Origin of the sequence: Pseudomonas fluorescens, from assembly GCF_902497895.1 — a bacterium.
Lineage (GTDB): Bacteria > Pseudomonadota > Gammaproteobacteria > Pseudomonadales > Pseudomonadaceae > Aquipseudomonas > Aquipseudomonas fluorescens_BP.
This window is the reverse complement of record NZ_CABVHQ010000055.1, coordinates 1-23720: the sequence shown is the minus strand read 5'-3', so window position 1 is coordinate 23720 and position 23720 is coordinate 1. Positions and strand designations below refer to the sequence as shown.

Genomic DNA, 23720 nt, shown 5'->3' with positions numbered 1-23720 from the left:
CATGAATGCCTACATCTACGATGGCCTGCGTTCGCCCTTTGGCCGCCACGCCGGCGTCCTGGCCAGTGTGCGCCCCGATGACCTGCTAGCCGCGGTGGTTCGCGCCCTGGTGGCGCGTAACCCGTTCGCCGCGCAAGACTACGAAGACCTGATTGTCGGCTGCACCAACCAGGCCGGCGAGGATGCGCGCAACCTGGGTCGCCACGTGGCCTTGCTGGCGGGACTGCCACCCACGGTGGGTGGCCTGACCGTCAACCGCCTGTGTGGTTCGGGGCTGGCATCCGTGCTCGACGCCGCCCGTGCAGTGCGAGTCGGTGAAGGCCAGCTGTTTATTGCTGGCGGTGCGGAGAGCATGAGCCGCGCGCCCTTTGTGATCGCCAAGGCGCAAAGTGCTTACTCGCGGGATTTCCGGGCCTTCGACAGCACCATCGGTGCGCGTTTCCCCAACCCGCGGGTGGAAGCCGAATTCGGTGCCGATTCGATGCCGCAGACTGCCGATAACGTCGCCCGCGAGCTGGGTATCAGTCGCGAGCAAGCCGATACCTATGCGGCGCGCAGCCAGGCACTGTTCGAGGCAGCGGTGCAGGACGGTTTCCATGCTGGCGAAATCCTGCCCATCGAAGTGCCGCAAGGCCGCAAGCAACCGCCCAGGCTGGTGGAGCGCGATGAACATCCGCGCCCCGAGAGCGATTTCGCCAGCTTGTCGCGCTTGCATCCGTTGTTCGAAGGCGGCGTGGTCACCGCCGGCAATGCCTTGGGGGTCAATGACGGGGCGGCCGCGTTGCTGATTGGCTCGCAGGCCATTGGCGAGCGGTACGGGCTGAAACCGCGGGCGCGAATCCTCGCCGGTGCCATCGCCGGCGTCGAGCCGCGCCTGATGGGTCTGGGCCCGGTGCCGGCAATTGCCAAGGCACTGCAACGCGCCAGGCTGAGCCTGGCGGACATGGACCTGATCGAAATCAACGAAGCCTTTGCCGCGCAGGTGCTCGGCTGCGCCAAACAGCTTGGCCTGGCATTCGATGATCCGCGCCTGAACCCCAATGGCGGGGCCATTGCGATTGGCCATCCCCTGGGTGCCTCGGGGGCGCGCCTGGCTTACAGCGCGGTGCGCCAGCTGGAGCGCCGCGGCGGCCGATATGCGCTGGTCAGCCTGTGCATCGGCCTCGGCCAGGGCATCGCCTGCGTCATCGAACGCCTCGACTGAATAAAACATTTACCCCACCTGAATCTGGAGAAACACCCATGGCCAACAAGCATAGGTATCTACACATCTTTTTGGTCTAGCCCCGTAGCAGCTGCCGAGCCTGCGAGGCTGCGTTCGAGGACGAAGTCCTCGCAAATCCTGCGTACGCGGTTTACTTGAAAGAACCCGTTGCCTGATTTAACGACCGCTTCGCGGTCGAACGCAGCCTCGCAGGCTCGGCAGCTGCTACGGACTGGCATTTACCCCACCTGAATCTGGAGAAGCACCCATGGCCAACAAGCATAGGTATCTACACATCTTTTTTTAGTCTAGCCACGTAGCAGCTGCCGAGCCTGCGAGGCTGCGTTCGAGGACGAAGTCCTCGCAAATCCTGCGTACGCGGTTTACTTGAAAGAACCCGTTCCTGATTTAACGACCGCTTCGCGGTCGAACGCAGCCTCGCAGCCTCGGCAGCTACTACGGACTGGCATTTACCCCACCTGAATTTGGAGAAACACCCATGGCCAACAAGGCAAACTTCAACTGGATCGACCCGCTGCTGCTCGATCAGCAACTGACTGAAACAGAGCGCATGGTGCGCGACAGCGCCCAACAGTTCGCCGCCGACAAGCTGGCACCGCGTGTGCTCGAAGCCTTTCGCCAGGAGAAAACCGATCCGGCGATCTTTCGCGAGATGGGCGAAACCGGCCTGCTTGGCGCGACCATTCCTGAAGCCTACGGCGGCAGTGGCCTGAACTATGTGTGCTACGGCCTGATCGCCCGTGAAGTGGAACGTGTCGACTCCGGTTACCGCTCGATGATGAGTGTGCAGTCGTCGCTGGTGATGGTGCCGATCAACGAGTTCGGCAACGAAGCCACCAAACAGAAATACCTTCCCAAGCTGGCCAGCGGCGAATACATCGGCTGCTTCGGCCTGACCGAACCAGACCATGGCTCCGACCCGGGCTCGATGATTTGCCGGGCGAAAAAGGTTGATGGCGGCTACCGCCTGACCGGCGCCAAGATGTGGATCACCAACAGCCCGATCGCCGACGTATTTGTGGTCTGGGCGAAAGACGATGCCGGTGAGATTCGCGGCTTCGTCCTGGAAAAAGGCTGGCAGGGCCTGAGTGCTCCGGCCATTCACGGCAAGGTTGGCCTGCGTGCGTCGATCACCGGCGAAATCGTCATGGACAACGTGTTCTGCCCGGAAGAAAACGCCTTTGCGGACGTGCGCGGTCTGAAAGGTCCGTTCACCTGCCTCAACTCTGCCCGTTACGGCATCAGCTGGGGCGCCCTGGGTGCTGCTGAAGATTGCTGGCACACCGCGCGCCAGTACTGCCTGGATCGCAAACAGTTCGGCCGCCCCCTGGCACAGACCCAACTGATCCAGAAAAAGCTGGCCGACATGCAGACCGAGATTACCCTGGCCTTGCAGGGCTGCCTGCGCCTGGGGCGGATGAAGGATGAAGGCACGGCAGCGGTGGAAATCACCTCGATCATGAAGCGCAACAGCTGCGGCAAGTCGCTGGATATTGCCCGCCTGGCCCGCGACATGCTCGGCGGCAACGGCATCAGCGACGAGTTCGGCGTAGCCCGTCACCTGGTCAACCTGGAAGTGGTCAACACCTACGAAGGCACCCACGACGTCCACGCGCTGATCCTCGGCCGTGCTCAGACTGGCCTGCAGGCGTTCTTTTAACCGCACTCGGAACCGGCAAACGAAAAGGGGGGCTTCACCAGACTGTTGCTGCCCCCTCGTGGTTCAGTCGGTAGTGCTTACCCGAAATCATGCGGAAAACGCAGGAGAGCGAGGAGATCAATGGCTCATGTGTCGAGTCACGGCGAATCGGTTGAGAAATCCATGGATCAGAAAAATCAGGACCAGGGTCAGGACTACCGAGATCGACACCGAGGTAAATCTATAAAAGATATCGAACATGATGTCATGGGTCGGCGTCAGGTATTGCCCGAATAGAATGGCCAGTGTGGTAATGGCGCCAAAGCCTATTCCCGGCACTCCTTTTTCCATGGAATGCCAACGGGCGCAGACCATCAAGGCCACCCAGAACATCACTAGAACCAAGGGTAAAATGTCATGATGGTTGTAGAGCAACAACTGCATGATAAAGCCCACTGCGCATCCTATAAGCGTGCCGATGGCACGAATGCGTCCGGCGAAATGCGCGCCTTTCCAGTGCATGGGAAACAGGATCAGGATGCTTGCCACTTGCGCGGACAATGAATCTTTCAAGTCCAGGCATTGAAAGGCGATAAACGATGCGGTTGCGACCGTTGCGCCAAGCAGGGCTTCATGGCGCTGGCTGGGCAGGTCTTTTTCCATGGGTTGTCTGGGACTGCGGGGGGTGGCATCTGGAAACAGGTAGAACATCAGTCCGGCGATCGCTGCAGAGAGCCATATCGCCGCGCCATTGCACCAGAGCAGATCGATGACATCGGTTTGTGGATAGCTGGAAAAGTGCAGCAGAATCGAGAGGAACACCGCGCTCAGAGCACTGAAGAAAAACAGCGGCCCTTTTGCCATCAGCGCGAAGCGGTACAGGAACAACAGGAACACCACAGGCACCGCCAACACCGGTCGGTCACCGAAGAGCCCATACAGCAGCCCGACCTCCAGGCTGACCACCACGCCCTGGGCCAGGAACTGGCGAACCAGATGGGCATTCAAGGTCGGAACCAGGCCAAGGATCAACATCGGGTAAACGCAAAAGAACGCGCCGTACTCCAGATTGAAAACCTTGCAGATCAACAGCCCCAGCGAACCACCGCCGGCAATGCGCAGGCATTGACGCAGATCGTTTTCGCTCAGGGGATGCGCGGCGCCATGCTCAGTAGACATAGTGGATGATACTGACGAGGCGGATTTGCATCTTGCCCAGCAGGCGCGCCACAAGGTTGTCGCTGGAAAACAGCTGCACGGTGGCCTTCGCTCCGGAGGGTAACGAGGGCGGAAGATCAGTATTGAACACCAGGTGGATGCGTTGGCGCTGCGCATCCCTGACCCAGCGATCCGATTGCGCAGGTGCGGCCAGATCGCCGTTTGCGTCGATCTGGCCTTCTTTTACCCCCGACTCCAGGTTGCTGACTTTCGCCGCGAAAATTTCCCCTGGCCGGGCATCGAACACCACTGAGGCCGTTGTGCCGGGCTGCGCATAGCGCAAGGCCTTTTCTCTGAAGTCGGCAGTGACATCGGCATTGTCTTCCACCAATGCCATGACGGATGCACCGGCCTGGAGGTACGCACCGGGACTGAGCTGCAGATTGCCCACCACGCCGGCACGTTCAGCCCGGACTTCGCTGTATTCCAGTTGCAGGCGGGCCTGTTCCAGCGCGTTATGCGCCTGACGGACGTGAACATTATTGTCGCCGGAGCCACCCCGGCGGGCCTTGATCTCATCAATGGTGCTGGACGCGGCCCGTACTTGCGCCTGGGCAATAATCAGATTGGCGTTGATCTGATCCCGCAGCTGCGTGGAAACGAAGTGTTTGTCATGCAAGGTGCGCATACGCCCCGCCTGGGCTGCCAACTCCTGAACTTTAGCCTTGGCTGCTGACAAGTCCGCCTGGGCGGCGCCGAGATTTGCATCACGCTCCGAGTAATCCTGGCGGGCGCGCTCGATCATCAACTGCGCTTCCTTGACCTTTAACGCAAAAGGGCGCGGATCCAGGCGGAACAGCAACTGTCCGGCCTCGACATGCTGATTATTGACCACGGTCACTTCAATGACTTGTCCGGACACACGAGGCGCGATACGCACAACGGAACGCGTTAATTGCGCCTGGGGCGTGAGCGGCATGTAGAGGTCTGCTACCAGGAAGTAGATGAACAGACCGGTCAATATTAAAATGGCGAAACGGACATGGCGCGCAAATCGTTGGTCAGGGGTCATGGCATCCGACATAAAGTGTTCATGGGTAATCCGTTAGTTGATTGTCGATTTCGTCTTGTTTAATGGTCGTCTTGATTTAAGTGCGTCCAGAGGCCGCGAGACAAGATTTTACCCAGCGCAGGCAAAACACGACTATTTAAAATCTGGATAGTCCCAATCCATGCAAGGAATAGTTTGGGTCGCGTACCCGCTGATATTTTGGCGGTCGCCGTATTGCGGTGGCGAAAGAGTCTGCGAGTTGGTTTTTGCGCTGCTGGAGTTAGTTCGTCAGGGGTACCAAGCATCCTGCCGCCTGGAATTTTTTACGGTTTTTTTACGGCAGATGGTGTGCCCTGCAAGGATACTGGCGGCCATCATTCAGGCACGGCTCGTAGTTCGCACATGCCCCCGCACTTCGCTCCCTCGTTTTTATCTTCGGCATTCTCCTGGATACCTCAGGTCTGTTCGCGCCAGCGCAAGACAGTCAGGTTTTTTGTTTGTCGAGATCCCGAAGGCAACATGCGGTTCTTCAATACCTCAATTTTCGAGAAACACTAAGTGAGCCAATCAGCCTCCCACGCAACCGAAGAATTACCGGTAAAAACCTCCGCAGCAGGCTTGCTGGTCGCTGCCGTGGGCGTGGTGTATGGAGACATTGGCACCAGCCCGCTGTACACCCTCAAAGAGGTATTCGCCGGTCACTACGGGGTGCAGGCCAACCACGATGGAGTGCTCGGCGTTCTTTCGTTGATTTTCTGGTCGCTGATCTGGGTAGTCTCGATCAAGTATGTGCTGTTTATTCTTCGCGCCAACAACCAGGGCGAGGGCGGGATCATGGCGTTGACGGCGTTAGCCCGCCGTGCCGCTGCTCCCTATCCACATTTGAGCAAAGTCCTGGTTCTGCTCGGGCTGTTCGGTGCAGCGCTGTTCTACGGCGACAGCATGATTACCCCGGCCATCTCGGTTCTTTCCGCTGTTGAAGGGCTTCAGCTGGCATTTGACGGGATCGAACACTGGGTTGTCCCCTTGTCCGTGATCGTACTGGTGGCGTTGTTCCTGATTCAGAAGCACGGTACGGCGCGGATCGGCATCCTGTTCGGACCGGTGATGGTCCTGTGGTTTCTGGTGCTCGGTACCCTCGGGATCTACGGCATCTTGCAGCGTCCCGAAGTGCTGCAAGCGCTCAACCCGTACTGGGGGGCACATTTTTTTATCGCTCATCCGGGTATCGGTGTGGCCATCCTGGGTGCAGTCGTGCTCGCCCTGACGGGCGCCGAAGCACTGTATGCCGACATGGGCCACTTCGGTCGCAAGCCGATTGCTCGAGCCTGGTTCATCCTGGTATTGCCAGGCTTGGTGCTGAATTATTTCGGCCAAGGTGCGTTGATCCTGGAAAACCCTGAAGCGGTACGCAATCCTTTCTATCTCCTGGCACCCGGCTGGGCGTTATTGCCGATGGTCGGGCTCTCCACCCTGGCCACCATCATCGCTTCACAAGCAGTGATCTCCGGGGCCTTCTCCCTGACTCGCCAGGCCATCCAGCTGGGCTATGTCCCGCGTATGTTTATCCAGCACACCTCCAGCCAGGAGCAGGGGCAGATTTACATCGGCACGGTGAACTGGGCGCTGATGGTGGGTGTGGTGCTACTGGTTATCGGCTTCGAGTCTTCCAGTGCTTTGGCCGCGGCGTACGGGGTTGCCGTGACAGGCACCATGTTGGTCACCACCATCCTGTCCTCGGCGGTCGTCCTGCTCCTGTGGAAAACCCCGCGCTGGCTGGCCATCCCGATGCTGCTCGGTTTTCTGCTGGTGGATAGCCTGTACTTCGCGGCCAATGCGCCGAAGATATTCCAGGGCGGGGCCTTTCCAGTCATCGCGGGCATCGGGTTGTTCATTTTGATGACGACCTGGAAGCGCGGCCGCAAGATCATTGTCGAGCGGCTGGACGAATCGACTCTGCCTCTACCGTTGTTCATCAGCAGCATCCGCACGCAACCGCCACATCGAGTGCAAGGTACCGCGGTTTTTCTGACCGCCAGGGCTGATGCTGTCCCCCATGCGCTGTTGCACAATCTGCTGCACAACCAGGTTCTGCACGAACAGGTGGTGCTGCTCACCGTGGTGTCCGAAGACAGTCCTCGCGTGGGGGCGGATCGACGGTTCGAGGTCGAAGCGTATGGCGAGGGTTTCTTCCGGGTAAGCCTGCACTTTGGCTTTATCGAGGAGCCGGATGTACCCGCAGCATTGAGTCTCTGTCACTTGAGCGAGCTGGATTTCAGCCCGATGCGTACGACCTATTTCCTTAGCCGCGAGACGGTTATTCCGACCAGGCGTATTGGTATGGCCCGTTGGCGAGAAAGCCTGTTCGCCTTTCTGCTGAAAAACGCCAACAGCAACCTGAAGTACTTCAAGCTGCCACTGAATCGGGTGATAGAGCTGGGTACTCAGGTTGAGATGTAGCGTGCGCCTCACACTCAGGCAGTGCGCTCAATGGCAGGAGAGAGACTGCTATCGGTTTGAAATACCGTCGTGAGAAAGCTCTGTGGAAATGGCCGGTATCCTTGTTTCGATAATCAGGTAAATCGGACTGAAGGGGCCTGGAGGGCGCTGCCAACGAGTTTTTTTATCACGTAAAGGAGCGCAAAATCAGCTACTGGACGTTCGAATAACGTGTCACAGCCGGCTTGCGTGTAGCCATCGCGGGCACCATGGGTAAGGACATTTCACCGAATACGACGATGAGCGCGTTCGCTGTCGACTGCAGGCACCGGGGGAGGCGTTTTGAAACCATTCCTGCTCAGACCTAGCGCCTCAACGCTGAACATGTTGCGTCAAGGCTGCCTGCAACGCCGTGACGCGGTGCCGCCAGCTTTAACGGAAAAAGCGCACATCCCAGGCATTCCAAATGCTCGGTACTGGCTAGACCTGGATCTGACTTCGTTCATCCAGGATGCAATTCAGGCCAACAATCGCGAGCGCGAGGCGCTCGTCAGAGCAGGGAAGCCAAACGACATCCTGCCGTTGGCAAGTATGCTGGCAGTTTCGGGTGGCGGCGACGCAGGCACATTTGCGGCGGGACTCATTGCGGGATGGACCCTGCATGGGACTCGACCTATGTTCAAGGTCGTCACGGGCATTAGCGCTGGTGCCCTGGTCGCCCCGTTCGCTTACCTGGGGCCTCAGTACGACGGCGTCATTCGGGGTATCTGCAACGCAATCGGTCCAAAAGACTTCTTCCATTCGCGAAGTGTCCTGACCCGTCTTGCCAGCGACGGTATGGCGGACAGCAAGCCACTGTCGCGGCTCATTGCAAAGTACGTCACTCCTGAGGTTCTTGCGGCGATCGCGTCGGAATACGCAAATGGACGACTCCTGATGATCGGCACCACCGACCTTGATTCAGCGCGGCCAGTCACTTGGAACATGGGGGCTATTGCCGCCAGCGAAGCACCGGGAGCGCTCGAGCTCTTTCGCAACATCATGGTCGCATCGATGAGTATTCCCGGCGCAGTCTCACCGGTCATGATCGATGTGGAGGTTGACGGCCATCAGTTTCAGGAAATGCACGTGGACGGAGGCGTCATCACTCAGGTGTTCCTTTACCCACCTGGCACCGTGATGGCGATGAACCGAGTCCACGGAGCACCTTTTCGACATGAACGTCATTTTTATGTCATTCGCAATGGGAGACTGGAGCCGCAATGGTCTGGGACGAAGCGCCGTACGTTGAACATCGGCGGTCGCGCCATCAGTGCCTTGATTCAAACTCAGGGGATCAGCGACCTCGATCGAATTTACCGTATCGCGCAGCAAGATGGGGCGGACTTCAATCTTGCGTACATCGACGATGACTTTTACTTTCCTCGCAATCAGAAATTCGATGGCGAGTACATGAAGCGTTTATTCGATTACGCCTTTCAACTCAGCGCAAAGGGCTATCCGTGGCATAAATCGCCGCGGAGCGGGAAGACGTGACCATTGAAAGTCTCTGAGGTCCCCGGGATTTATCGCCCCGAGGATTTCTGCGAGCGAACAGTGCCACTCATGACCACAAGCACTGTTGCGCTGCAGGGAGCCGGGGGGCAGGACGTGCGCGTTGTCGTCAAGCGCTTATAGCGACGCCCTGACCACCAATGGACAATCAACTGGCTGGGCTCCCGATACCTCGAGGGCTTCGATCAGGTGCCGGGCAGCATTGCGCCCGATTTCGTAGTACGGCAGTTGCACTGTGGTCAGCGGCGGAATGAACAGTTCGGCGATACCGATCATGTTGTCGTAGCCGAGCACGGCGACATCGCCGGGAATTTTCAGGCCACGGCCCAACAACACCTGATAGGCACAAAAAGCAATGCGGTCGTTGCCACAGATCAGAACGTCGAATTGGGGCCGACCCTCAATGATGTGTCGGTCGAGGATGGCTGCGGTTTCACCATAGGCATCATGATCGGAAAGGTCGTATTGCAGGAGTGCATCAGGGTCCAGCTCGAATGCCTGACAGGCGCGCCGCAGGCCTTTTTGTCGCAGACCCCAGGCCAGACTTTGCGTCGGCAGATTGATACACAGAGGGCGTCGATAGCCCTGGCTCAATGCGTAATGTACAGCTCGATACTGCCCCGTTTCGTCGTCCGGTACATAACTGACCAGGCGACTGTCATCCGCCAGGCAATTGGCAAGTACCAGGGGTTTGCTCTTCAAACGCTCGGGGATGCTCACCTGGCGTAAGCCCATGGCGCTGAAGATCAACCCGTCGGGACGGTGCGACAACATCAGGTCGATGTTCTGGTCGGTGGGCGGGTTGCTTAACAGGTTGAGGATAAATACATTCCAGCCTGCTTGCTGCGCGGTCTGTTCGATGGACAGCAGGAGCTCGACGGCGAACGGAGTGGTCGCGGTGTCCAGAGCGAACACGCCGATAGTTCGTGTCTGCAGGTTGTCGCCGCGAATCCTGCGCGCCGACAGGCTCGGCACGAATTGCAGTTCGTCAATGGCGCGACGCACCCGCTGATAGGTTTCGGGGCTCAGTTTTTCCGGATTATTGAGCGCTCGAGAAACCGTCATCAGGGACACGCCGGCCAGCTGTGCAACGTCTTTCACTGAAGTCATGCGAGGCGGGACCGGTCAGGTTGACGGACAATCATGCCACATGGCCCGGACTTCTCGCGACTTGAATGAGGCCGCTCACAGCCATCCCGAGGCGAGAGGCCATGCCTTGGGAATGGAGACACGCCCGCCATTCCCGCCTAGGAGCTTCACGCCCAGGCTGTCGGACTGCGGATAGAGGCGACTGCTAAGGGTGAAGCGCCCGTTTTCGTCGAACACCTCGATGGACGAGCGATCGAGGAATACCCGCAGTTCCAGTCGCTCTTGGGTCCGGTCTACCGCGACGCTGCGCTGACCTGTGACTTGAGCGCCCGAGCGACTACGGTCAAGCACCAGACGCTGCAGCGACGCGTCGTAGTAGAGCAGGGTTTCTTCGTGGCCATCGTCGCTGCAACGCAAGGCGATTCCCAGTTGGCCGCCAGTGCAGCCGCGCAGGTCCAGATGCACATGGATTTCCAGCATATCGCCATTCACTTGCGGCACCCACCGGGTTCCCGACTCATCCCACCAGGGCGTGCTCGGCAATGGCGCCTTGCGTAGCGCCATGAGCTCCCGTGCCGGATACACGCAAAGGCGATCTGCACACAGTTCAAGTTCGCGCGGCAAACTGAGCATGCCGCACCAGTGATGGGCTTTGCTCGGCATCGGGCTTTCCCACATGTCGAGCCACGCCCATACCAGGCGTCGACCATCGGCGGCCAGCAGCGTTTGCGCTGCATAGAAATCGTGGCCGTTATCCAGCTCGATAAAAGGCCCGCCATTGAACTGCCATTCGCTGTCGAGTCGGCCCACTCGATAGCCGGTGTGGTACTTGTTGAGCCGTTCGTAACCTTCAGGCTGCATGCCCTGGGGGGAGTACAGCAGCACATCGTGCCCGTTCAGTCGAAACAGATCCGGGCACTCCCACATATAGCCATCGCCCTCGCTGCCGCTGGATACATAGTCGAGGAATTCCCAGGTCTGCAGATCCGTGGAACGGTACAGCGGGAGCAGCGGCACATCACCCAGACGTGCGCCAGCAATCAGATACCAGCCGTCATCCTCCTTCCATACCTTGGGGTCACGGAAGTGCATGATGGTGTCTTGCGGCGCGGTCTCGATGACTGCGCCATGCTTGACGAAATGGAGGCCGTCGAGACTGGTGGCCAGGCACTGGACTTGACGGATCGAGCGTTCGTCACCCACTTCCCCCAGCCAGGTGTGCCCGGTGTAGATCAGCGCCAAGGTATCTCCACACACCACCGCGCTACCGGAAAAACAACCGTCACGGTCGAAGTCATCGCCGGGCGCCAGCGCAATGGGCAGATGCTGCCAATGAACCAGATCGGCACTCTTGGCGTGCCCCCAATACATCGGGCCCCATTTCGCTTCGAAGGGGTGGTGTTGATAGAAAACGTGATATTCGCCCCGAAAGTACACCACCCCGTTAGGGTCGTTCATCCAGCCCGCTGGGGGGGCAAGATGATAACCGGGTCGATAATCGTGGATGACCCGAGACAGGCCATCGCTCAGCGCTCGCTGCGCGAGGTCAAGGGCGGCAGACATTGGGTCGCTCATGGTATGCAAAGACAAGGTCATAGGGCGCCTGCTTGTGCCGAGCGCAAAGGGACGCCATCGGGCAGGGTTTCAATGGCTCGTGTGTGGTGCTTCAAGGCCGTGCCGTCGGCGTCGAACACGTGCAGATTGGCGATGTCCAGTTGCAGTTCGACCCGATCGCCCACCTGCCATCCGGCGTTGACGTTACAGCGACAGATCAGTGGCTCGTCCTGACCTGTCTCGAGGTGCACATAGGTTTCGCTGCCCAGGTATTCGACTCCGCTCACGACGACACCGGCGGTACCCTTCGCCACTTTGAGCGATAGGTGTTCCGGGCGAATCCCCAGGCTCAGCAGCGTGTCCGCCGCCAGGTTCGAGCTGTCGAAGGGCAGGGACGTCATACCCAATACGGGGGTGTCGACCAGGCTGTTTTCGCCTGGGGCATGCAGGCGCGCTGCAAGAAAGTTCATTCTGGGCGAACCCAGAAAACCGGCGACAAAGCGGCTGGCAGGGCGTTCATAGAGTTCGCGCGGTGAGCCGACCTGCTCTACGCGACCGCCATTGAGCACGACAATTTTGTCGGCCAGGGTCATCGCTTCAACCTGATCGTGGGTGACGTAGATCATGGTCGAGCCCAGTCGAGCATGCAGCCGGGCGATTTCATTGCGCATCTGCACCCGCAAGGATGCATCCAGGTTGGAAAGCGGCTCATCGAACAACAAAATGTCCGGTTCCCGCGCCATGGCCCTGCCCATTGCCACACGCTGACGCTGCCCTCCGGACAGTTCCTTTGGCTTGCGTTGCAGCAGTTTGTCCAATTGCAGGATCTGGGCAGTTTTCAGCACGCGTTCGCGCAGGCTGCGTTTTTCAGTCTTGGCCAGTTTGAGGCCAAAACTGATGTTGTCGTAGACGCTCATGTGCGGGTACAGCGCATAAGATTGAAACACCATGCCGACGCCGCGCTCGCGCGGCTCCAGGTCGTTGACCCGTCGTCCGTCGATCAGCAGGTCGCCGCGGCAGATCGAATCCAGTCCGGCGATCAGTCGCAGCAGGGTCGACTTTCCGCAGCCCGAAGGGCCAACGAACACCACGAATTCTCCTGCTGCGATCTCCAGGCTGACGTCGCGAAGAATCCGCGCGCCGCCCAATTGTTTGTTCACGTTGTCCAGTTTCAACTTGATCACGATGCTGTTCCTTGTAGTTGTTGGGCATCAACCCTTTAACGCGCCAGTAGTGAGACCGGAAACGATTCGGCGCTGGAAGATCAGCACCAGAATCACCAGTGGGACGGTGACCAGCACCGAGGCGGCCATTAACAGCCCCCAGGGCAACTCATGGGAGCTCCCGCCGGAAATCAAGGCGATGGCGACCGGCACCGTGCGTTGCGTGTCAGTCAGGGTGAAAGTCAGGGCAAACAGGAACTCATTCCAGGCGGCGATGAAGGCCAATAAGCCAGTGGTGACCAGTGCGGGCCAGAGCAACGGCAACAGCACCCTGGTCAGCGTGATCCAGGGCGAAGCGCCATCCATGATTGCCGCTTCTTCCAGCTCATGGGGCAGTTGCCCCATGAACGTGGTCAGGACCCAGACGGTGAAGGGCAGGGTGAAGATGGTGTAGCTCAGGATCAACGCCCAGGAAGTGTTGTACAGGCCCAGGGCGCGGATCACCTCGAACAGCCCCGACAGCACAGCGACCTGGGGAAACATCGACACACCGAGGACCATCATCAATACCGTGCCGCGCCCACGGAATTTCACCCTGCCCAAGGCATAGGCGGCGGTCACGCTGAGGAACAACGCCAGCGTCACCACGCTAAGCGCAACCACCAGCGAGTTACCGATAGCCAGCAGGAATGAGGATTGCTGGAGTACCGCCGCATAGTTGGAGAAGTCGACGCTTTCGATCCAGTAGCTCACCTCGAACAATTCGCTGGACGGCTTCAGTGAAGTCACTATGGCGTAGTAGAAAGGGAAGACCGCATACAGCAGCAAAATCCCGATCAGGCACCAGAATCCGAGGCGCAACAGTGCTTTTTTCAGTAGGCGCTGGCTCATGACCGGACCTCCAGTTGACGACGTCCGAGGTAGAGATAAAGCATGGCGATCACCGCCACGACCAGAAACAGCAGAGTCGAGGCCGCGCTGCCGTAGCCGACGTCCTGGAACTCCACCAGGTGCTGGCGGGCATAGACCGACATACTCATGGTGCTCGATGAGTTCGAGGTCAGCACATAGATAACGTCGAATACCCGCAGGGAGTCGAGGATGCGGAAGATCGCCGCCACCAGCAATGCGGGCATCAACAGCGGAAGCGTGACACGCCAGAACACCTTCAGCGGGTGAATGCCATCGACCCTGGCGGCTTCGTAGCAATCGCTCGGCAACATCTGCAAGGCCGCCAGCATCAGCAGCGTGACAAAAGGTACGGTCTTCCAGACGTCGACGATGATCACCGCCCACATCGACAGATCCGCATCTGCCGTCCAGGCCAGGGGCGCGTCAATCAGGCCGAGGCTCAGCATCAGGTGATTGATGATGCCGAACTGGTCGTTAAGCATCCATGACCAGATCTTCGCCGAGACAATGGTAGGAATCGCCCAGGGAATCAGAATCAATGCACGGACCAGGGCGCGTCCGGTGAACTGGATGTTCAACAGCAACGCCACCAGCAGTCCCAGCACGACTTCCAGTCCCACCGAAACCACAGTGAAATGCAAAGTGTTGCGCACAGCGTTCCACCATTGCGGATCGACCAGGATGCCCGACCAGCTGGAACCGTCGTGGGACAGATAATTGCTCAAGCCGACGAAGGAACCGCCACTGGTGTCCGCCAGGCTGGCGTCGGTCAGGCTGAACCAGAATGTACGCAGGAGCGGCCAGGCGGCCACCAGAGCCAGACACACCAGCATCGGCGTCAGAAACAGCCACGCGGCGCGTACTCGGCGGCGCTGTACAGGTGTTTCCCTGGCGAGGAGGTGCTCGTCACAGGGGGCATGGGTAGAAGAGACAGGCATGGCGATTTCCTTCCTTGTGAATTACCAGTTCCGGCGTTTGATGCGGGTGAGTTCGCTTTCCAGTTCGGCCAGTGCCTGATCGACGGGCAGCTCGCCCGCCAGCACGCCATGCACTCGATCAAAGAACGCATTGGAGACCCGTGGATAGCGATCGGCGGTTATCGATGCGGGGCGCATGACCCCATCGCTGAGAATGCTATGAAGCTGACTGTAATAAGGCATTGCCGCGAGCAGTTCGGGATCTTGATAGAGCGACTCGATAACCGGGTTATAGGCGCTTTTCAGAGCACGATGTTTCTGCTGCCGGGCACTGCTCAGATAGCTCACCAGCTCCGCGGCAAGTTTTGGATTGGCGCTGTAGCGCGACACCGCCAGGCCCCAACCGCCGAGGGTGGATGCATGGGTGCCTGCCTCGCCGCCGCGGGGCAGGGGAGCGACCCCGACGTTGTCTTTTACGGCACTGTCCTGGCTTTGCACCAGAGCCCAGACATAAGGCCAGTTACGCATGAACAGCGCATTTCCCGACTGAAATACGCCACGTCCTTCTTCCTCGGTGTAATTGAGTACACCCCGCGGGGAGATGTCTCCTACCCAGCTTTTCGCCAGGGCCAAAGCGGTTCTTGAGGCTTGACTGTTGACCACGATTTCTCCTCGTGGATTGACCAGTCCGCCGTCCGGTTGGCTGCTGATCCACTCCAGGGCATTACACGTCAGGCCCTCATAGGCGCGCCCCTGGAATATGTAACCCCACACATTGGGGTTCCCGGCGTTGCGCTCGGCCTGTTGAACCTCCCTGGCGGTGGAGGTCATTTCCTCCCAGGTCTGAGGGACCTGCTTGTTGTACTTCTCGAGCAAGTCCTTGCGGTAATACAGCAGGCCCGAGTCGGTGAACCACGGCATCGTCACCAGTCGGCCATTCACTGTGGCGTTATCCACCTGTGCCTGGAAGTAGCCTTGAGTCGCGTTGGCTGGAAGCACCTCGCGCAGATCGATCAGATGATTGGCCAGCATCCCCGGCCACACCATATCGATTTGAATGATGTCGATGTCGGTGGACTGCGCGCTGAGGATCTGTTGATAGAAGGACAACCTCTCGGTCGCCGAGTTAGGCGTGGAAACCACCTCGACGCTATTGCCGGTCTGTTTCGACCACGCCTCGACAGCCTCCTTGCAGAGTTGTAACTCCGCGCCCACCGCACCGCACGAGATCGTCAAATCGGCTGCGGTCGAGAGGGATGGAAGTCCGGCACAGAGAGTGAATAGCGCTGCTGGAAGGAGAGATTTCAGCTGTTTCATAAAGCCCTCTTTATTTTTGTTTTTAGAGAAGTTAACGTTAACATCGTCAATGTAGCAGCGTATTTGCGATGAGGCATCCTTTTTTTTGTCGATTTGGACAATTCACGACTCACGAAAAAAAGGTCTGTCGCGGGAACAAAACAATAAAAACAAAACAGGAAATTCCACATGCACAAAGCATCAAGCTGGCTACTCGCAGGTGTGCTCAGCACCTCGGCGGCAACCTCTCAGGCCGCGACTCTGGAAGAACGCATGGCTGCGTTTGAAGCCCGTGCCAGCGCGGCGGAAAAGCGTGCGGCCGCAGCCGAACAGCAAACCCAGGCACTCGCCAGGGAATTGCAGCAGATCAAACTCGCGACGCCCCCCTTGCAGCCGGTTGCGTCCACAGCGACAGCAATAGCGGCGCCTGGTCTGGACACCCGGCTGGCAACACTCGAAGCCCGTCAGCAAAGCCTGGAAAAACAGGGCAGTACCGGACACCTCACTGACGGGTTCAGCTTCAAGGGCTACGCCCGCTCCGGATTGCTGATCAACGATGGGCTTGGGGGTGGCCGTGGCGGCCCCTATACGACGCCGGCCGGCTCAGTCGGTGGTGCAGTCGGGCGACTCGGTAACGAAGACGACACCTACATGCGTATAGACCTGGCGAAAGAAATCCATGCGCAAAACGGCACCCGTTCCAAATTCACGGTTTCCATCGCTGACGGCGTGGAAAGTTCCAACGACTGGACGGCCGACGAAAGCAATTTGAACGTGCGCCAGGTGTTCACGGAGCTCGACCAGCTTGCCGCGTTCAAGGGCAATTCAGTGTTCGAGAACACCACCCTGTGGGCAGGCAAGCGATTCGACAGGGATAATTTCGATATCCACTGGCTGGACTCGGACGTGGTCTTTCTGGCCGGCACCGGGGGTGGTATCTACGATGTGCAAATGAACAAGGATTGGCGCTCGAATTACTCCTTGATCGGGCGTAACTACGGGGATTTCAGTGAAGGCGGGATCAATGCCGATGTGGAAAGCTACATCCTGACCTCCAACCAGTTCTTCGATAGTGGTCAGTGGCAGTGGATGTTCAATGGCATTGGCTCAAAGAAAAACGACATTGGCACCCGCAGCAATGAAGCGGGTATGACACCTGCGGATTCCGGCTTGCACAGCATGCTGGTCAATCACCAGAAAGACTTTTTCGGCAGGGAAGGCTTCTTCAAAACGGCGCTGCTCTATGGGCAAGGTCTGGGGGCAGAGGTCAAGAACATTGGCTCGGATGGCGAACTGATCGACGACGCCCGCGCCCTGCGTCTGGCGCTTTACGGCGAGACGCCCGTTGCGCCGGGCTGGCGCATCGGCCCAAGTTTGCTGGCCGAACAGAGCAAGGATAGGTACGTCAAGGGTGACGACTACCGCTGGATGACACTGAACGTGCGGTTGGCCAACGAAATCAACAGCAATTTCGAGATGGCTTACGAAGTGAGCTGGCAAACCATGAACCTCGACCCCAAGGGCTATCTGCAACGTAATGCGGTCGACGGTAACTACTGGAAATTCACGGTCGCCCCGACCTTCAAACCCGACGTTGGAGACCTTCTCACACGTCCCGAATTGCGCGTGTTCGCAAGCCTCATGAACTGGTCTTCGGACCTGGACAGATACAGTACCTCAGACAACTTCGGCAAGACGGACTTCAACGCCGGCGGTGTATGGCAGTACGGCATACAGATGGAAACCTGGTTCTGATATCCGCTTCATCGGTGATAATCAGTCTTCGGGCCCGTGCAACTGAACCTCCATGGCGTCATGCAGGAGCCTGACGCACTGCAGTGAGGATCAATGCCAGGAGCAGACTGACTCGGCACCTACAGTTGCGGGGGCAGTTCCGTTTGATGCTGGGTCAGCACCACGGATTCCCTATTAATCCCATGTGGAAACCGGCGGCGGCATGGTAGTCGATCATGTCGCCCAAGGCGAACCTATGTCCGCTTCAGAGGTAGTAGAGCCAGGCGATAGCGCGACGAGTCAGGGCTTATTCCATCGAGTGTCGAGGGTTGTCAGGTCATTGTTGCGCAGCGTAGGTGACTCCCCGGTGACTTCCCACAGCAGCGCTGTTATAGCTTCCCCGTCAACCGTGCCGTGCTCTTGTAGAAGATCCGCCACAGCGCTGACAGCGGGCCAGTAACGACGTACCAGACAGCTGGACCGGGCGATTGCCCGGGATTCGGCGTCGAGTAGCTTTCGGGCGGGCAGCAAACTGATCAATGCGTAACCCCGGCGCAGGTCGCCCAGGCCGCTGCCCTTGATGAATCGGTCGGATCTGGTGTGCCGGTAGACGGCTTCGGCCACGGGGCCGGCGAAGCAATGGAGGAGGTCGCGTTCAATAGACTCGAGCATGGAGGGCAGGTATTCAGCAATCCCGGGGGCGTTGGAGGAGGGGTGCGGAACACAGTAATCAGCCTCTACCAACCCTTCTACGTTTTGCCGGTTGCCGCGCAGATCAATCATTGGGCCGATGGAGGCTTCTGTCCTGGTGCGCACAGTGACGCGCTCTATGTGCTGACCATTCCACCAAAAGGCCAGGGCGTGGCCAGCTTCGTGGACGGCCGTGCGGCGCAGGCGCTTATTCATGGTCTGGTCCTCTGCCTGTCGCGTAACAGGTTTGAGCAAGAGCGACTAATATCATCCAGGGATCAGGTAAAAGATTATGCCTATCAAGAGCCAATACTGCGCCTATTTGCTGTCTTCTTTAGAGGGGTCTAGCCTTAATCTAGCGCTGGCACACGCTGGCCGGTTGAGACCTGATAAGGGGATAAGAATGAGTTAGAAGCTTGCCAGGCCTGCCGTGGGTCACCGTGCTGGCAACTCGATTGCCGCTGTCCAGAATTCCCGTGTGGCCACAACGAATCAGTTCCTCGAACTGTCGGCCCCGCAGCCTGTGTCATTGATTTCGCTCGTTGCTATTCAGAGCCCGGACCGGGCCGGATAGCTGGATGAACTCGACCAAAGGTAGCTCACACATGGCAACTGAATCGAAATGCCCGTTCACTCACGCCGCAGCTGGTGGTGGCACGACGAACCGCGACTGGTGGCCCGACCAACTGAATCTGAAGATACTGCACCAGCACTCGTCCCTGTCCGACCCCATGGACGAGGGCTTCAACTACGCCGAAGAGTTCAAAAGCCTGGACTTTGCCGCCCTCAAGCAAGACCTGCATGCGCTGATGACCGATTCGCAGGACTGGTGGCCTGCGGACTTCGGTCACTATGGGCCGCTGTTTATTCGCATGGCCTGGCACGCCGCCGGCACCTACCGCACCGGTGACGGGCGTGGTGGTGCCGGCTCCGGTCAACAGCGTTTTGCGCCGCTTAACAGCTGGCCGGATAACGTCAGTCTCGACAAGGCGCGTCGGCTGCTCTGGCCGATCAAGCAAAAATATGGCCGCAAAATATCCTGGGCTGACCTGATTGTCCTTACCGGCAACGTCGCGCTGGAGTCCATGGACTTCAAGACCTTCGGCTTTTCCGGCGGGCGCAAGGACGTCTGGGAACCGGACGAAGATGTCTACTGGGGCTCGGAAAACAAATGGCTGGGCGGTGACACCCGCTACGGCAAGGACAATGAGCCCATGCAAGAGCCCGGCGAAGGCCCGCTGGTTGCTGAGCCGGGGGAAAATGAGGAGAGCCGGACCGACCAGGGGCGCAACCTGGAAAACCCGCTCGCCGCAGTGCAGATGGGTCTGATCTACGTCAACCCGGAAGGCCCGGAAGGCAATCCCGATCCGCTCGCGGCGGCGAAAGACATTCGCGAAACCTTCGCGCGCATGGCGATGAATGACGAAGAAACCGTGGCACTGATCGCCGGCGGCCACGCCTTCGGCAAGACCCACGGTGCCGGGCCTGCCGACAACGTCGGGGCCGAACCCGAAGCCGCTGGCCTTGAACAGCAGGGCCTGGGCTGGAAGAGCACCTTCGGCACCGGTAAAGGCGGGGACACCATCACCAGCGGCCTGGAAGTGACCTGGACCACCACGCCCACCAAGTGGAGCAATAACTATCTGGAGAACCTGTTCGGTTTCGAGTGGGAGCTGACCAAGAGCCCGGCGGGTGCGAACCAGTGGACCCCGAAAAACGGTGCCGGCGCCGGCATCATCCCGGATGCTCACGACCCGTCCAAGCGGCGTAGTCCGAGCATGTTGACCACCGACCTGTCGCTGCGATTCGACCCGATCTATGAACCGATTTCACGGCGCTATCTGGAGAATCCGGATCAACTGGCCGATGCCTTCGCCCGTGCCTGGTTCAAGCTGATCCACCGCGACATGGGCCCGCTCTCGCGTTACCTCGGCCCGGAAATGCCAAACGAAGAGTTGCTTTGGCAAGACCCTATTCCAGCGGTCGACCATGCCTTGGTCAATGACAGTGACATCGCCTCACTCAAGAGCAAGCTGCTGGCCTCGGGTCTGTCAGTCTCGCAGCTGGTATCAACTGCCTGGGCGGCGGCTTCCACCTTCCGTGGCTCCGACAAACGCGGCGGCGCCAACGGTGGGCGCCTGCGCCTGGCCCCGCAGAAGTTCTGGCAGGCCAACCAGCCTGAGCAACTGGCGAAGGTGCTGGAAACCCTCGAAGGTATCCAGGGCGAGTTCAACAGCGCGCAGGCTGGCGGCAAGAAAATCTCCCTGGCGGACCTGATCGTCCTGGCCGGTAACGCGGGCGTCGAACAGGCGGCGAAAAATGCCGGGCACAGCGTGACGGTGCCTTTCACGCCGGGGCGGATGGACGCGACCCAGGAGCAGACGGACGTGGAGTCTTTCGGCTTTCTCGAACCCGTCGCCGATGGTTTCCGTAACTACCTCAAGAGCAGATACCGCGTCCCGGCCGAGGCGTTGTTGATCGACAAGGCGCAACAGCTGACACTCAGCGCACCAGAAATGACCGCGCTTATTGGCGGCATGCGCGTCCTGAATACCAACGTCGGACAAACCTCGCACGGGGTCTTCACCCAGCAGCCGGAGGCGTTGACCAACGACTTCTTCAAGAACCTGCTCGATATGGGCGTGGAATGGAAGCCGGTCTCGGACGCCAATGAAGAGTTTGAAGGACGCGATCGCAAAACCGGCGATGTGAAGTGGACGGGCACCCGCGTCGATCTCGTCTTCGGCTCGAATGCGCAGTTGCGGGCCTTGGCCGAACTCTATGCCAGCGCCGACGCGCAAGAGAAGTTCGTCAAAGACTTCGTCGCGGCCTGGACCAAGGTAATGAACCTTGATCGCTTCGATGTAAAACGGGGGCTATAGAGAGGCGGTCATAATGTTGGCATTACCGGCGAAAAGTGCTTCTGCGCGACCGCCGGCGCCAACATCTGCGCAAGGCATCCATCGGCCATAAACCCTGGCGGTCATAGTCCAGTCTTTATGGCCGAGTTGCTTGGCGACCCACATAGGGTGCTCGCCTGCCGAGAGCCTCATTGAGGCGTAGCAGTGGCGGCTCTGGCGTGCAGGGTCATGTCCGGGCCGGATTCGCTGAAGCGGGGTTATTCCTTCGGGTAGGGCGCGGCTAGAGAACTTCGCTGATCCGCTCATATTCGGATTCCAGCCAGGCCGCGTAGTCCCGAGCCTCCTTGATGGTCGAGAATGAATCCACGTTCTTTCCGCACTCGGTATCGACCGAGAACTTCGCGATACCATTGATAGAATGATCGACGACTTGGAATTTCATGATGGGGCCCTCGGCGTTGGAGCCGGATGGTTAGATAGCGCAAGATCGTTCGAGTCAGTGAGCTCAGAAAGCGGCTCGTCGACGTGCGCGACGCCGGACAGAAACGACATGATGATGGGAGCGATGGTTTCGGCCTTAGTGGCCAGGAACAGGTGCCCGTCGTGGATGACGTGCGATTCAGCGTTAGGGATTCGCTTGGCCATTAGGCGCATGTTGACCAGTGGAATCAGTGGATCGTTCAAATGCGCTGATTATTCCGTCATGTCCGGCGGACAATTCAGTGGTCATGAGGATCCTCGCCGGCTGGCGTGATTCGTTGAAGTGGGCTTTTTTGCTCGCCAGAAGGCGCAAATGCTGTGTGGCCATTGGCGGTGGTTCGACCCGACCAAGGGTTAAATACACCGATTGGATGTCAGAAAACTCCAGGTCTGCTATACCTTTCGTCCGTAGCAGCTGCCGAGCCTGCGAGGCTGCGTTCGACCGCGCAGCGGTCGTTAAATCAGGCGACGGGGTTCTTTCAGGCAAACCGCGGACGCAGGCTTTGCGAGGACTTCGGTCGAGCGCGACCCCGGCTCGAACGCAGCCTCGCAGGCTCGGCAGCTGATACGGGAGTCAGACCAAAAAAGATCTGTACACTCCGAATTTGCTCCCTCGCCACAGGCTTGTTGATGAGGCTGTACACTCAAATAAATCAATACCGAGAAAAAGGAAGCGATATGGACCATATGGGCGCCAGATTGAAGGAAGAACGCAAACGCCTCGGACTTTCGCAGCAAGAATTAGGCGCTATCGGGAAGATCGAGGCGAATGCCCAAGGCATGTATGAGCGCGGAACGCGGTTCCCGAATGCCACCTACCTTTCCTTGATCGCAAAGGCGCAAGTGGACATTTTATACGTGGTGACCGGTGTCAAGAAGGTACTGGCAGCCGACAGCGTCAGTGAACTGGACGCCAAGCTGCTGCATGAACTGGATGGCCTGCCGAAAGACGTGCAGGAGGACATCAAACAGCTGATTTCGACGCTCTTTGAAGAAGACGGAAAGAAATAGGTTCAGTCCCACACTTTGCGCCTGACTCGCTTCGCCTCAGCCAGTCGAACCACTGGGTGCAACTGTTGCCCGCGCAACAGCATTTCAACACTTAACCCCTTTCAAAAACAGCATCTTGCCTTGGTATACTCAATTTAATCATTAAAAATCAACCAGTTATAAGACTGGTACGGTGCTTGCTCTCATGGAACCATCGGCCACTGCCTCAGACTTGTTCAAGCAAGCACCCTTACAGAGCCGTGCCAGCACTGCATTGCACTACCGTTCGCCCCTTTATCTCACCCGAGGGACTACCCGAACATTCCCCGTCAGGCAGCGGGTGTTTGTCACAGCCAGGATCAAAAAAACAGACGCTCCTACCAACGCAACTCGAAGGCATTTTTCGCGCCCGGCTGAATACTGCTGCCCAAGCGTGCGCACTCGCGAGAAAGGGTGTCGTGCAGCCATTGACGGTCATCCCCTTCGGCCCGACAGAGGCGCAAGCGACGCAGGCGGGTGGGTATCAGGTCCAGCGACTGCAGGCGCCCGCCCGGGTCCAGCGAGGCAAAGTAGAGAAGCCCGAGGTCGCCGCGAAAGGCTGTGTGGCCCTCAATGCCTTCGTAATCGTTCAGCAGATCACCGCAGCCATAGAGAATCAGGCGTTCGCGGTACACCTCGATGCCCTTGACGTGGTGCGAGGAATGCCCGTGCACCAGGTCAACTCCGGCCTCGTCGATCAAGGCATGGGCGAACCGGACCTGCTCCTGCGGGATATCGAACCCCCAGTTGCCGCCCCAGTGAATGGAGGCGACCACCAGATCCCCTGGGTTTTTGCCCTCGAGAATCCGTTTGGCCACCGTGCGCAGGCTCTGCATCGACAGATCCTCCAGCCGCGCGACGCCCGCGCGCCTGTCCGTGGCGGTCCAGTCCGGCGCGATGCCGCTGTCGGGTGCGCCGAGGCCAAACAC

At 58.9% G+C, this 23720-nt stretch carries 18 protein-coding genes, 2 pseudogenes and 1 riboswitch; of the genes and pseudogenes, 7 read left to right on the top strand and 13 right to left on the bottom strand.

Going from position 1 to position 23720, the window contains the following annotated elements:
• Nucleotide 1: 1 nt before the first annotated feature.
• Together F8N21_RS22895 and F8N21_RS22890 are read left to right on the top strand one after the other, a co-directional pair.
• Nucleotides 2-1204: a 3-oxoadipyl-CoA thiolase gene (locus tag F8N21_RS22895; RefSeq protein ID WP_150644278.1), complete on the top strand. Its 1203-nt coding sequence runs from the start codon at nucleotides 2-4 to the stop codon at nucleotides 1202-1204.
• Between the two features lie 499 nt (nucleotides 1205-1703).
• Entirely contained in the window at nucleotides 1704-2885 is a 1182-nt protein-coding gene (locus F8N21_RS22890) for an acyl-CoA dehydrogenase (protein ID WP_150644277.1), read from the top strand.
• A 117-nt stretch (nucleotides 2886-3002) separates the two neighbouring features.
• Here F8N21_RS22890 and F8N21_RS22885 read toward each other — a convergent pair whose 3' ends face one another.
• Together F8N21_RS22885 and F8N21_RS22880 are read right to left on the bottom strand one after the other, a co-directional pair.
• Nucleotides 3003-4043 (bottom strand): DUF2955 domain-containing protein, encoded by a 1041-nt coding sequence (locus F8N21_RS22885; protein WP_150644276.1) that lies wholly within the window; start codon nucleotides 4041-4043, stop codon nucleotides 3003-3005.
• Nucleotides 4033-5094 carry an HlyD family secretion protein gene (locus tag F8N21_RS22880; RefSeq protein ID WP_150644295.1) on the bottom strand — a complete coding sequence of 354 codons (1062 nt, stop codon included), beginning with the start codon at nucleotides 5092-5094 and terminating at the stop codon, nucleotides 4033-4035. The genes F8N21_RS22885 and F8N21_RS22880 overlap by 11 nt, the downstream gene beginning before the upstream one ends.
• A gap of 537 nt (nucleotides 5095-5631) precedes the next feature.
• Between F8N21_RS22880 and F8N21_RS22875 the strand changes: the two genes are divergently transcribed.
• Together F8N21_RS22875 and F8N21_RS22870 are read left to right on the top strand one after the other, a co-directional pair.
• Nucleotides 5632-7533, top strand: a complete 1902-nt coding sequence (locus tag F8N21_RS22875; RefSeq protein WP_191624386.1) for a potassium transporter Kup — start codon at nucleotides 5632-5634, stop codon at nucleotides 7531-7533.
• A gap of 321 nt (nucleotides 7534-7854) precedes the next feature.
• Nucleotides 7855-9048: a patatin-like phospholipase family protein gene (locus F8N21_RS22870; RefSeq protein ID WP_224788273.1), complete on the top strand. Its 1194-nt coding sequence runs from the start codon at nucleotides 7855-7857 to the stop codon at nucleotides 9046-9048.
• 135 nt (nucleotides 9049-9183) lie between these two features.
• Here the strand turns inward: F8N21_RS22870 and F8N21_RS22865 are convergent, their stop codons facing one another.
• The 6 genes from F8N21_RS22865 to F8N21_RS22840 all read right to left on the bottom strand — a co-directional run bounded on the left by F8N21_RS22865 (nucleotide 9184) and on the right by F8N21_RS22840 (nucleotide 16018).
• Entirely contained in the window at nucleotides 9184-10176 is a 993-nt protein-coding gene (locus F8N21_RS22865; RefSeq protein ID WP_150644275.1) for a LacI family DNA-binding transcriptional regulator, read from the bottom strand.
• A 75-nt stretch (nucleotides 10177-10251) separates the two neighbouring features.
• Complete coding sequence (locus F8N21_RS22860; protein ID WP_191624385.1) at nucleotides 10252-11751, bottom strand: glycoside hydrolase family 32 protein; 1500 nt, start codon at nucleotides 11749-11751, stop codon at nucleotides 10252-10254.
• On the bottom strand, nucleotides 11748-12893 hold the full coding sequence (locus F8N21_RS22855) for an ABC transporter ATP-binding protein (protein ID WP_150644273.1): 1146 nt from the start codon (nucleotides 12891-12893) through the stop codon (nucleotides 11748-11750). The genes F8N21_RS22860 and F8N21_RS22855 overlap by 4 nt, the downstream gene beginning before the upstream one ends.
• Before the next feature lie 27 nt (nucleotides 12894-12920).
• Nucleotides 12921-13763, bottom strand: coding sequence for a carbohydrate ABC transporter permease (locus F8N21_RS22850; RefSeq protein ID WP_150644272.1), 843 nt, complete (start codon nucleotides 13761-13763; stop codon nucleotides 12921-12923).
• Nucleotides 13760-14722: a carbohydrate ABC transporter permease gene (locus tag F8N21_RS22845; RefSeq protein WP_150644271.1), complete on the bottom strand. Its 963-nt coding sequence runs from the start codon at nucleotides 14720-14722 to the stop codon at nucleotides 13760-13762. The genes F8N21_RS22850 and F8N21_RS22845 overlap by 4 nt, the downstream gene beginning before the upstream one ends.
• 21 nt (nucleotides 14723-14743) lie before the next feature.
• The gene (locus F8N21_RS22840; protein ID WP_150644270.1) at nucleotides 14744-16018 is read right to left on the bottom strand and encodes an ABC transporter substrate-binding protein; all 1275 of its coding nucleotides are present in this window, start codon (nucleotides 16016-16018) and stop codon (nucleotides 14744-14746) included.
• A gap of 168 nt (nucleotides 16019-16186) precedes the next feature.
• On the opposite strand from F8N21_RS22840, the gene F8N21_RS22835 reads away from it, so the two are divergent.
• On the top strand, nucleotides 16187-17752 hold the full coding sequence (locus F8N21_RS22835) for a carbohydrate porin (protein WP_150644269.1): 1566 nt from the start codon (nucleotides 16187-16189) through the stop codon (nucleotides 17750-17752).
• Between the two features lie 83 nt (nucleotides 17753-17835).
• Nucleotides 17836-17963, bottom strand: a riboswitch (cobalamin riboswitch).
• 68 nt (nucleotides 17964-18031) lie between these two features.
• Here F8N21_RS22835 and F8N21_RS22830 read toward each other — a convergent pair.
• Nucleotides 18032-18637 carry a hypothetical protein gene (locus F8N21_RS22830; RefSeq protein WP_150644268.1) on the bottom strand — a complete coding sequence of 202 codons (606 nt, stop codon included), beginning with the start codon at nucleotides 18635-18637 and terminating at the stop codon, nucleotides 18032-18034.
• 362 nt (nucleotides 18638-18999) lie between these two features.
• On the opposite strand from F8N21_RS22830, the gene katG reads away from it, so the two are divergent.
• Nucleotides 19000-21303: a catalase/peroxidase HPI gene (gene katG / locus F8N21_RS22825; RefSeq protein WP_191624384.1), complete on the top strand. Its 2304-nt coding sequence runs from the start codon at nucleotides 19000-19002 to the stop codon at nucleotides 21301-21303.
• On the opposite strand, the pseudogene F8N21_RS31075 reads toward katG, so the two are convergent.
• The 3 genes and pseudogenes from F8N21_RS31075 to F8N21_RS31070 all read right to left on the bottom strand — a co-directional run.
• A pseudogene (locus F8N21_RS31075) lies at nucleotides 21298-21498 on the bottom strand (site-specific integrase); the annotation flags it as partial. The gene katG and the pseudogene F8N21_RS31075 overlap by 6 nt on opposite strands.
• Before the next feature lie 64 nt (nucleotides 21499-21562).
• Nucleotides 21563-21724: a hypothetical protein gene (locus F8N21_RS30540; RefSeq protein ID WP_191624383.1), complete on the bottom strand. Its 162-nt coding sequence runs from the start codon at nucleotides 21722-21724 to the stop codon at nucleotides 21563-21565.
• Nucleotides 21721-21963: pseudogene (locus F8N21_RS31070) on the bottom strand (alpha/beta fold hydrolase); the annotation flags it as partial. The gene F8N21_RS30540 and the pseudogene F8N21_RS31070, both read right to left, overlap by 4 nt.
• 477 nt (nucleotides 21964-22440) lie before the next feature.
• Here F8N21_RS31070 and F8N21_RS22810 point away from each other — a divergent pair.
• Complete coding sequence (locus F8N21_RS22810; protein ID WP_150644266.1) at nucleotides 22441-22773, top strand: helix-turn-helix domain-containing protein; 333 nt, start codon at nucleotides 22441-22443, stop codon at nucleotides 22771-22773.
• A 356-nt stretch (nucleotides 22774-23129) separates the two neighbouring features.
• Here the strand turns inward: F8N21_RS22810 and F8N21_RS22805 are convergent.
• On the bottom strand, nucleotides 23130-23720 hold a 591-nt coding region (locus F8N21_RS22805), incomplete at its 5' end, for a CapA family protein (protein ID WP_191624382.1).